This window comes from Enterococcus sp. FR204 (assembly GCF_031143325.1).
Taxonomy (GTDB): Bacteria; Bacillota; Bacilli; order Lactobacillales; family Enterococcaceae; genus Enterococcus_B; species Enterococcus_B faecium.
Genome location: NZ_JAKZIW010000065.1, coordinates 1 through 9,406 on the forward strand (window position 1 = coordinate 1; position 9,406 = coordinate 9,406).

Here is a 9,406-nt window from a genome sequence, read left to right on the forward strand (position 1 = left end):
CTTGGAATAACGAGGTATTGTTTTCGATAAAAAAAGATGGTGCAGACAAATTATGATAATTAAGCATACTATCAGATAACTCAAAATGAAGCCTTCTTTCAAAAAATTATTCAAAACCATATATTGTGTTTTTTATTTGATAATAACAATGGGATTATTAAGAAGTGGCACTAAATAAAAGACTAGTGTGTATTTAGCGATTTAATTATAAACAAGTAAATGGATAAAGTATATGTAATGATAAAAGAAAAATGGATTTTCTAATTTTTAAGCTAAATGTTAGATCACACATGTATACGCTGGAAAGTCTTATAAAAAATCATGTAATACAGCTTGGTACATGATTTTTATTTGTAGTTGTTTTTTACATAGACACAAAAAAGAAACCACGCTTGTAGACGTGGTTTCTTTTTTACTATCTGTTTCCAGAAGCTGAGGTGCTGCTGGATGGTGTATGGTCATTTGCAGCATCCGCTCCGCTAGTTGCTGGCTCACTGGAAGAAGCAGGAGGAGCAGATGAAGACGGTGTCGAGCTTTCTTCGGATGAAGAAGAAGGAACCGTTGTTGAAGACGCTGGCTCGCTTGTTTCTGCTGTCGTGCTTTCTTTTGAGGACTCAGCAGTTGATTCACTTTGACTAGTAGAGCTAGAGCTTTGAGTCGTTGTCTCTGTTGTTGAGCTTCCAGGAGTCTGGACATAGCTGGAAGATGGAATAGTTGTTGATGGTGTAATTGCATTCGATCTAGCTGTATATTGATCTTTGTAGTACAGTTCACCGCCCACACGAATTAATCCGCTTGGCATCTCCCAGTCTGTATTTGTCACGTTAGCTGAAACATACTGCATAAGCTCGCGATAAACATCAGAGGCTACGTGTGACGATTCTGAAGTGACAGGTGTCATTTTTTTATTGTAACCTGTCCACACGGAAATCGAATAATTTGGCGTATAGCCCGCAAATAAGATATCTGGATACACCCCAGAAGAAATACCAAGTTTTGCATACTCGTCATCTGTGTAATTGGATGTTCCGGTCTTACCGGCTTGATATAACCCAGCGATTTGCGCATTCGTACCAGTACCTTCAGTGATCGTATCTTTTAAAATGTCTGTGATCATATAAGCTGTTTCTGGAGACATGGCTGTTTTTCCATCTGGCTCATAAGTTTCTTCTGTTCCGTCTTGGAAGACGATTTTATTAACATATTGAGGTTTGTAATAAGTCCCTCCATTGGCGAAAGCCGCATAGGCTGCTGCCATTTTTAAGGAAGAAGCTCCGTATTTTGTCCCATCTTGTTCTTCCGTATTACTAGAGATCGCATTCGATTGATGGATCGTACTGTATTCGATCCCAAGATTTTTTAAGAAAGATGCCACTTTATCTGAACCGACTTCATTGAATAATTTGACTGCTGGAACATTACGGGATAAGTAAAGTGCTTGGCGTAAAGTAATGGTGCCCATATATTGATTATCCCAGTTTCCTACAGGAGTCGAAGTCCCTTCATAGTTATACGGTGCGTCAGTAATAGTTTTTCCAGTAGAATATTTCAAATATTCAAAAGCTGGTCCGTAATCTGTGACAGGTTTCATCGTAGAACCAAAATCACGGGAAGTATTCACTGCTAAGTTGTTTCCTAAAGTTACGTCTTCTGCGATGTGACGTCCGCCAATCTGGGCTTTTACTTTCCCGGTATTGGTGTCGATAAGGGTGGAGGCAACTTGCATCTCGTCGTCTGGGTAAGAGACATACTGATCCGTGTTGACGATATCATATAGTTTCTTTTGGGCGTCCAGATCCAAATTCGTATAAATCTCTAAACCGTCTGTGTAGACATTCTTATCTGTTTTTTCTTGTACTTCATTGATGACTTCTTTGACGTAATTATCGACGATCTTAGTATTGTCATCGGATTGAGTTAGTTCTTGCAGACCATCCGTTACCGGTACATTGACAGCTTGATCATACTCTGTTTGAGAGATTTTTTCGTTTTGAAGCATCGTATACAAAACAGTATCTCGTCTTTTCTTCGCCTGATCTGGATAAACATAAGGATCATAGGCGGAAGGGGCTTGAGGCATCCCAGCAAGCAATGCTGTTTGCGGTAAAGAAAGTTCTGATAATTTCTTACCAAAGTACATCTCAGAAGCTGTCTCCATCCCGTACAAGCCGTTTGACATATACACTTTATTTACGTAGTAGGTTAAGATCTCTTGTTTCGATTTTTTTTGTTCCAATCTTACAGCCATCCACGCTTCTTGGGCCTTGCGTTTCAGGGTCTGATCCTCTGCACTAGTGGAGAAGAAGGAAAGTTTGATCAATTGCTGTGTCAAAGTACTTCCGCCTTGCAGTCCGCCAGAGGTAAAGTTAGAGAGGGCAGAACCGATGATCCGAATAGGGTCAACCCCGATGTGTTTATAAAAACGGCGATCTTCTACCGACACGATCGCATCTTCTAATGTTTTCGGTAATTCATTCGCAGAAATTTTTTCACGCTTTTCTGCGCCTAAATCTTCGAATAGTTCGCCATCTTGTGTATATAGTTTGGAAGATACGGTAGCGTCTAATTTTTTATCCGTCAATTCGGGCGCATCTTTTGCGTAATACCAGAAAAGTCCTACACCTGCTAAAAAGAGGATACAGAAAAATGAGAGTATTCCTAAAAGGATCTTGATAAATAACCCTTTTTTATGTGTTCCAGAGGACTTTCCAGAACCTTTGCCAGAATTCTTCTTCACACTCTTTTTAGGAGTAGGCTGTTTCTGTCGTCTAGAGCTTCTAGTTTGTTCATTTGCCATTCTTGCTTTCTCCTTCAATAGATAATGTTGATAAATAGAAGTCAACCGCGTCCAAATAAGGAATCCGCGGAGAAATACCAGTTTTGATCTCTATTCCTAGTTCTTCGATCAAAGATAAAGGTAGTGATTTGCGTCCTTTTTCCTTTTGGGCGTCCCAGTAAGCAATCAAATGAACACTATTCAAATAAAAACAGCGCTTCAAAGACGAAAACCATAACAAGACAAAGCAGACCCCATTTTGTTCGAGGCATGCTTTCATATGTTCGATTTGATGGGCATGGAAGTTTTTAAAGGGAAAAGATGTTTTGTTCTTGGTTTCTTTTGCTTCAAAGTCCAAGTAAAAGCCTCGATAGACGCCATTATAGTCTGTAGTTGAGGCTTGGGTAAAGTAGGCTTCCTTGATCACAGCAGCACTTCTCTTAGGATAGTCTACTTTCACGATTTGGATAGGGGTAGGCTTTTTATGGATAACCGCCAACCCGCGGGAAAGATAATATTTATTACTTTCATTGATTGCTTCTTCAAAGCGCATCCCCCGATTGCCGAATTCAGTGATCTGATTTCTTTTTTCTTGAATTTTTTCGACGGGAGAGGCATTCTTATAATAAGGTTGGCCATTTGGATAGCGCAATACCATCTTTAATCACACTCCTAGGCCACATTATAGCAAAAAAGCGGATAGAAAGAAAAGGAATCTGAGATGGATAAGTCAAAAGTAATCTATGTGTCTGGGTATCGAAGTTTCGAACTCGGTGTTTTTAAAGAAAATGATCCTAAAATCCAGGTTGTTAAAAATGTTTTAAAAAAAGAACTCCATCAGTTAGCAGAAGAAGGGCTGGAATGGGTACTTGTCAGTGGGAATTTGGGCGTTGAACTATGGGCTGTGCAAATAGTAGCGGAATTGAAAGAAGAATATCCGGAACTATCCCTTGGTATTTTGTATCCTTTTGCTGATTTTGGTAATAACTGGAATGAAGGGAACCAAGAAAAAAAACAATTAGCAGAACAATTAGCAGATTATGTCGAAGCTGTTAGCCATCAACCCTATCAATCACCTAGTCAGTTAAAGAATCACACTCGTTTTATACTTGAACATACAGTGGGCTGTTTGCTGATCTATGATGAAGAATTCCCTGGAAAAACGAAGTATTTTTTTGAAGATGCACAGAATTACCAAGCAGATCATCCCTACGAAATTCGGCTGATCAGTATGGACGATCTTCAAAATTTTAGTGAATAATCGATATTGTGTTTGATTTATCAACTTTTTTCCTATACAATGAAAAAGGTAGAAATGTTATTACGTAAATGAAAACTAGAGGTGTAAATATGGCGAATTTGGTTTATAGTCCTAAAGACATTTTACAACAAGAATTCAAAACAAAAATGCGCGGCTATGATCCCGTTGAAGTTGATGAATTCTTAGACAATATCATCAAAGATTATGAAACTTACAGCAAAGAACTCCTTGCTTTACAAGAAGAAAACGATCGATTGAGTGCAAAAGTAGCTCAATTATCTAAAACTCAAGGAGCAGCTCAAACACGCGTGCAACAAACAGAGGCACCAAAGAGCGCAGCAGTGACCAATTTTGATATCTTAAAACGCTTGTCAAATCTTGAACGTGAAGTATTTGGTAAAAAGCTTGATCAACAAGCAAGTGCAGTCAAACCAGCACAACCTAATCCAAATAACTACACAAATGCAGACACAAGCTTAGATGATAATGAAAAAACACGTCAATTTTAATTTTTGATTAATGAATTTGCGGTTTTCGGGTAATCGCGGTCTGACTTGATCAGGCTGAGGAAAGTCCATGCTCGCACAGGCTGTGATGCCTGTAGTGTTCGTGCTTAGCGAAACCATAAGCTAAGGTACTCTTTGGAGTAACGGCAGGAAAACAAGCTAAGGCTTCGGCTATGCTTAAGTATCCTTGAAAGTGCCACAGTGACGAAGCGGCTGGGGAAACCCATCCGGTGGAACGCGGTAAACCCCTCGAGCGAGCAACCCAAACAATGGTAGGGGCGCTTTTTGTCTGGAAGAAGAACAGGACAAAAAGGCAGTATAACTGCAGATAGATGGTTACCGCTTTGTTTTTTCTCCCTGGAAAAGCAAAGTACAGAACATGGCTTATAGAAAACCGCAAACATCAGGGAATTAGGTCGTGACAAAAGTAATGCGTTATAAGAAACAAGAAAAACATTTGAAAGCTATTTTTCAATACTTCAGATGAGTCGCTCTTATTACAAAACAAACTTTTGTATCACCGGTTATTCGGAATTTGAGTAAAAGTGTGGGGTAGGACTGATGTCCCACCTCCTTTTTTTATAAATAAGGAGATTGTGTATGGAAAAAAACAGGAAGTTCAACCTCGTCGCAACTGCGGCAAGCGGGCTAGAAGCACTGGTTGGTAAAGAATTAAGAGATCTTGGAATCGAATGCCAAGTTGAGAACGGACGTGCACGTTTTGAAGGAACAATGGAAACGATCGCTACAGCTAATTTATGGTTACGTACAGCAGATCGAGTAAAAATCGTGGTTGGGGAATTCGATGCGTATACGTTTGATGAATTGTTTGAAAACGTAAAAGCATTGCCTTGGGAAGATTTTCTTCCACTAGATGCAGCTTTTCCTGTAGCTGGAAAATCGATCAAGTCGAAACTATATAGCACACCTGATTGCCAAGCGATCACAAAAAAAGCAATCGTTGAACGTCTCCGTACCTATTATCACCGTCCAGCTTCTGTACCACTGACGGAAACTGGCGCACATTTTCAGTTGGAAGTAGCTTTGCTGAAAGACCATGTGATGGTAACTCTGGATACGACAGGACCAAGTTTATTCAAACGTGGTTATCGCTTAGAAAAAGGTGGAGCACCATTGAAAGAAAACATGGCAGCAGCACTTATTATGTTGACAAATTGGCGAAAAGACCGTCCATTTTATGATCCTGTATGTGGTTCAGGTACGCTTTGTATTGAAGCAGCCTTAATAGGCCATAATATCGCACCAGGATTCAATCGTGAGTTTGCTTGCGAATCTTGGGATTGGTTCAGTCAAGAAATCATGGAAAATGTTCGATCAGCAGCCGAAGAAAAAGCAGATTATGATATTGAATTAGATATTACTGGTTCAGATATCAATGGACGGATGATTGAAATTGCCAAAGCCAATGCAGAAGAAATCGGATTAGGCTCTTCGATTACCTTTAAGCAACAAGCAGTCAAAGACTTCAAAACGGATAAAGAATACGGGGTCATCGTGGCTAACCCGCCTTACGGGGAACGTCTAGGAGAAGAAGAAACCGTTCGAAAATTATATAAAGAAATGGGCGATGTGTTCCGTCCATTAAAAACATGGAGTAAATATATCTTGACTAGCGACTTAGCGTTTGAGGAATTTTACGGACAAAAAGCAACCAAAAAAAGAAAATTGTATAATGGTGCATTGCGTACGGATCTATTCCAGTATTGGGGAACTCGTCCGCCTAGAAAAGAACGGGCTGAAAACGAATAACTAGGATATAAGTATGGGTACCTAAAAACCATAGTTGGGGATTTAAAACCTTTAAACTTATGATTTTTGGAGGAATTGAAAATGAATGAACAAGCAAAAAAGTATTGGAAAGAATTTTGGCAAGGTGAACTCCCTGAAACAAATGTTACCGCAGAGCAGTGGAGTTGGGAAGGAACACCGATGGCTGATGAGCTAGCGGACTTGATTTTAAAGGGGATCAAAACAGCGTCATGTTCATCATACGATGAATACCTGTATTACGATGAAGATCCTTTGTCTAAAATCGGAAGTTATACCATTGTTTTAAATAGTAAAGACAAACCTGTAGGAATCATAAAGTATACAGATATGACGATAATGCCGATGAATGAAGTAACAGAAGAAATTGCCCGTGCTGAGGGTGAGGGTGATTTGAGCTATGATTACTGGTATAAAGCTCATAAAAAGTTTTTTAGGGAGTTAATGCCCCAAATTGGAAAAGAATTTTATGAAGAAATGCCACTGGCTGTTGAACGGTTTGAATTAATCGATGCAAAGGAAATGTAGTAAATGTAAGTGAGATATAGCTATTGGATAAATGATAACTAGGATAAGTTGGAGGACTTTTGGATGAATGAAAAGGAATTTTTACAAGAAGTAAAAGAAATCAATCTTCTACAACAAGCTTTAGGAATCCTCGATTGGGATACACAAACAGGTATGCCTGAAAAAGCTAGTGCATACCGAAGTGAAGTAGACAGCTATCTTTACAGCATTTATTTTTCAAAAAAAATCGGTCCAAAAATCAAAGAAGCCATTCGCTATTTTTCTGAACATCCGGAAGAATTGTCGGAAGTTGGAACTGCCGTTTTTGCCAAAGTAAAAGAAGAGTATGATTTGGAACATCGCGTACCGGAAGATCTTATGAGAAAATATACAGCTGCCGTTTCTTCAGCACACGGACAATGGCAAAAAGCTAGAGAAACACAACAATTTTCTGATTTTCAACACGCATTGAATCAAAATATTGAATTAACAAAACAGTTGATACCTTACTGGAGAAAAGATGAAAAGACGAATTATGATGTTTTGCTGAATCAATACGAACCCGGGATGACTGTCGAAATCCTTGATAAGGTATTTGATCAGCTTAAAGAAGGAATTCTTTCGATCCGCCGTACGCTCCAAGAAAAAGGGACTGAACCTGAAACAGACTTTTTAAATCGGAGAATGACGAAAAAACAACAGAAGAGATTTGTAGTGAAAGTAATCGAACAACTTGGTTATGATTTTAGTCGTGGTCGTTTAGATGACACTGTCCACCCATTTATGACTGGAATTAATCCGAATGATGCACGAATCACGACACGATGGAACGAAACAGATTTCAAAATGGCTGTTTTTGGAGTGATCCACGAGGCTGGTCATGGTATGTATGAACAAGACATCGATGATAAATATGCGTATACACCGGTTTATGAAGGTACATCAATGGGTATCCATGAATCACAATCGTTGTTTAACGAGATCATTATTGGAAGTAGTCGCAGCTTCTGGAAAAAGCAATATCCTTTCTTTCAAGAATGTGCAGAAGGAACATTCGATGATATTCCTTTTGACAAATTTTATCGTTCATTGAACCATACAAAATCAAGTTTGGTTCGTATCGAGGCAGACAGTTTGACTTACCCTCTCCATATCATCATTCGTTATGAAATCGAAAAAATGATTTTCAATGAAGGGGTAGATGTTGCTGAACTACCTGAAATATGGAATCAAAAATATGAAGAGTATCTGGGAATACGACCAACAAATGATGTGGAAGGCATCCTACAAGACGTTCATTGGTCAGGTGCAAGCTTTGGTTATTTTCCATCTTATGCATTAGGATATATGTATGCTGCGCAATTACTTCATTCTTTGCAGCAAGAAATAGATGTGGAAAATGTTCTAGCGTCAGACGATTATTCTCCAATCAAAAACTGGATGTCAGAGCATATCCATCAATATGGTGCATCTAGAAAACCAAATCAATTAATCATGGATGCAACACATGAACCGCTTAATCCGCAATACCTGATCGACTATATGAAAGACCTGTATTTTAATGTATATCAGGTGAAATAAAATACAATTTACAAAGATAGCTGAAATTCATCTAATCTATAGATGTTTTCAGCTATTTACTTAAGAAAGAAGTGGAACGAATGGATAAATTACAAGTGATCGCTGATTATAGTATGGACCAATTAGCGCATGATCAAACAGGACATGGGAGCGATCATACCAAAAGAGTTGTCAAGTTAGCTGAAAAAATTTTGGAGACGGAACCGCAGGCAGACCGCTTTGTGACGCTTGCAGCAGCTTATCTACATGATACGATTGATGATAAAGTCGTTAAAAATGAGAACGAGGCAAAGCAACAGCTTCGTGTATTCCTTCGCTCTTTGCCAATAGTAGAGGAACAGATCTCGATGATTTTTTCCATTATCGAAAATATGTCCTTTTCTAAAAATCTCTCTGAAGCGGCCGAACTATCTCTGGAGGGTAAGATCGTTCAAGACGCTGATCGTATCGAAGCATTAGGAGCGATCGGCATTTTGCGTACTGCTTATTTCGGCGGTGGACATGGGCACCCGATTTTTGATCCTGAACTGTATCCGCAAACATTCAAGGACAAAGAAAATTACCGAAAAGGCACGACAGTGATCAATCATTTTTATGAAAAACTGTTCTTGCTGTCTGATAAAATGAATACTGATTACGGATATGAAGAAGCCAAACGAAGAGAAACCTTCATGCGTGAATTCTTAGAAGAATTTTTTCTGGAATGGTCTATTGACGATGAAAATTTTACTCCAGACAATTGGATCAAAAATAACAAAAAATGATGGAGGTTGTGACAGAAGTGGTCAGCTCCAAGATATTTCGGATCATTATCCGTAAAAGTTACTTCTGGAACGCTGTTTACCAAGAGGTCGTGAGCCTGCCGTTCAGCTCCGAGTCACAAGGAACAATTTCAAAAAATAGCTTCTCATGTTTGATGAATATTGTGACTTGTGATTCGGAATTGGCAGGAGAACACCGTTTATTCGGAAGAAAGGACTGTGACAA

9 protein-coding genes and 1 other RNA gene are annotated in these 9,406 nt (G+C 39.0%); 8 read left to right on the forward strand and 2 right to left on the reverse strand.

Features of this window, described 5'->3' with window-relative positions; all coding sequences use genetic code 11:
* Nucleotides 1-415: 415 nt before the first annotated feature.
* Together RG571_RS11145 and recU are read right to left on the reverse strand one after the other, a co-directional pair.
* A complete protein-coding gene (locus tag RG571_RS11145; protein ID WP_002289606.1) occupies nucleotides 416-2,797 on the reverse strand; it encodes a PBP1A family penicillin-binding protein in 2,382 nt (793 codons plus the stop codon).
* Nucleotides 2,787-3,434 carry a Holliday junction resolvase RecU gene (gene recU / locus RG571_RS11150; protein ID WP_002289604.1) on the reverse strand — a complete coding sequence of 216 codons (648 nt, stop codon included), beginning with the start codon at nucleotides 3,432-3,434 and terminating at the stop codon, nucleotides 2,787-2,789. Before recU ends, RG571_RS11145 begins: the two co-directional genes overlap by 11 nt.
* A 63-nt stretch (nucleotides 3,435-3,497) precedes the next feature.
* Between recU and RG571_RS11155 the strand changes: the two genes are divergently transcribed.
* From RG571_RS11155 to RG571_RS11190, 8 genes are all read left to right on the forward strand, one after another.
* Nucleotides 3,498-4,037, forward strand: a complete 540-nt coding sequence (locus tag RG571_RS11155) for a DUF1273 domain-containing protein (protein ID WP_002318743.1) — start codon at nucleotides 3,498-3,500, stop codon at nucleotides 4,035-4,037.
* An 89-nt stretch (nucleotides 4,038-4,126) separates the two neighbouring features.
* The gene (gene gpsB, locus RG571_RS11160) at nucleotides 4,127-4,546 is read left to right on the forward strand and encodes a cell division regulator GpsB (protein ID WP_002295835.1); all 420 of its coding nucleotides are present in this window, start codon (nucleotides 4,127-4,129) and stop codon (nucleotides 4,544-4,546) included.
* A gap of 21 nt (nucleotides 4,547-4,567) precedes the next feature.
* Nucleotides 4,568-4,935: RNase P RNA component class B (rnpB, locus tag RG571_RS11165), an RNA gene on the forward strand.
* A gap of 208 nt (nucleotides 4,936-5,143) precedes the next feature.
* Nucleotides 5,144-6,313: a class I SAM-dependent RNA methyltransferase gene (locus tag RG571_RS11170; protein WP_010724040.1), complete on the forward strand. Its 1,170-nt coding sequence runs from the start codon at nucleotides 5,144-5,146 to the stop codon at nucleotides 6,311-6,313.
* An 81-nt stretch (nucleotides 6,314-6,394) separates the two neighbouring features.
* Complete coding sequence (locus RG571_RS11175) at nucleotides 6,395-6,859, forward strand: ASCH domain-containing protein (RefSeq protein WP_131774407.1); 465 nt, start codon at nucleotides 6,395-6,397, stop codon at nucleotides 6,857-6,859.
* A gap of 63 nt (nucleotides 6,860-6,922) precedes the next feature.
* Entirely contained in the window at nucleotides 6,923-8,419 is a 1,497-nt protein-coding gene (locus tag RG571_RS11180; protein WP_002324814.1) for a carboxypeptidase M32, read from the forward strand.
* An 80-nt stretch (nucleotides 8,420-8,499) separates the two neighbouring features.
* Nucleotides 8,500-9,183 carry an HD domain-containing protein gene (locus RG571_RS11185; RefSeq protein WP_002289185.1) on the forward strand — a complete coding sequence of 228 codons (684 nt, stop codon included), beginning with the start codon at nucleotides 8,500-8,502 and terminating at the stop codon, nucleotides 9,181-9,183.
* 8 nt (nucleotides 9,184-9,191) lie between these two features.
* A partial coding sequence (locus RG571_RS11190; protein WP_308947694.1) for a hypothetical protein occupies nucleotides 9,192-9,406 on the forward strand: 215 nt, incomplete at its 3' end.